Origin of the sequence: Vibrio sp. Vb2960 (assembly GCF_033337665.1) — a bacterium.
Classification (GTDB): Bacteria; Pseudomonadota; Gammaproteobacteria; order Enterobacterales; family Vibrionaceae; genus Vibrio; species Vibrio alginolyticus.
Genome location: NZ_JAWORD010000076.1, coordinates 1 through 676, shown reverse-complemented (window position 1 = coordinate 676; position 676 = coordinate 1). Strand labels below are relative to the sequence as shown.

General features: G+C 43.3%; 2 tRNA genes and 1 rRNA gene. All 3 read right to left on the bottom strand.

The window, feature by feature from the left end:
* Window positions 1-342 precede the first annotated feature (342 nt).
* Window positions 343-418: transfer RNA gene (locus tag R7O03_RS22690), tRNA-Glu, on the bottom strand.
* A gap of 10 nt (window positions 419-428) precedes the next feature.
* Window positions 429-504: transfer RNA gene (locus tag R7O03_RS22685), tRNA-Ala, on the bottom strand.
* Between the two features lie 95 nt (window positions 505-599).
* Window positions 600-676 (bottom strand): 16S ribosomal RNA (locus R7O03_RS22680); the annotation flags it as partial.

Sequence of the window (676 nt, the reverse complement as noted above, 5' to 3'; positions counted from 1 at the left end):
CGCCTCTGACTGCCAAGGCATCCACCGTGTACGCTTAGTCACTTAACCATACAACCCGAAGGAGTTTCGAGTTGATGTTCAAATCACCAAAGTTGTCTCTCATTATTTGAATGAGCGAGAGACATTCGATTTTGCCGGACTCAATTTCGAATAATCACTGTAAAAGTGATATTCCCAAGAACACTTAAATGTGTTTTTTGGTGTTTGTCATAAAGACAAACATTGAGAACTTTACAAACAAACTTAAAAGTTTGTTTTGTCAGCTTTCCAAATTGTTAAAGAGCTAATCACTTCTTATGAAGTAACCATTTTTAAAAACTCTCAAGAGAGAATGTTTAAAGATGGTATCCCGTAGGGGAGTCGAACCCCTGTTACCGCCGTGAAAGGGCGGTGTCCTAGGCCTCTAGACGAACGGGACACTGAGTATGTGGTGGAGCTAATCGGGATCGAACCGATGACCTCTTCGCTGCCAGCGAAGCGCTCTCCCAGCTGAGCTATAGCCCCACATAAATTGCTTCAGCATTTTATGCAGAACCAATTTTGCTCTGAAATTTAAACCATATCAATCTGTGTGGACACTCATCGCAATAATCATCGTTTAAGGAGGTGATCCAGCGCCAGGTTCCCCTAGCGCTACCTTGTTACGACTTCACCCCAGTCATGAACCACAAAGTGG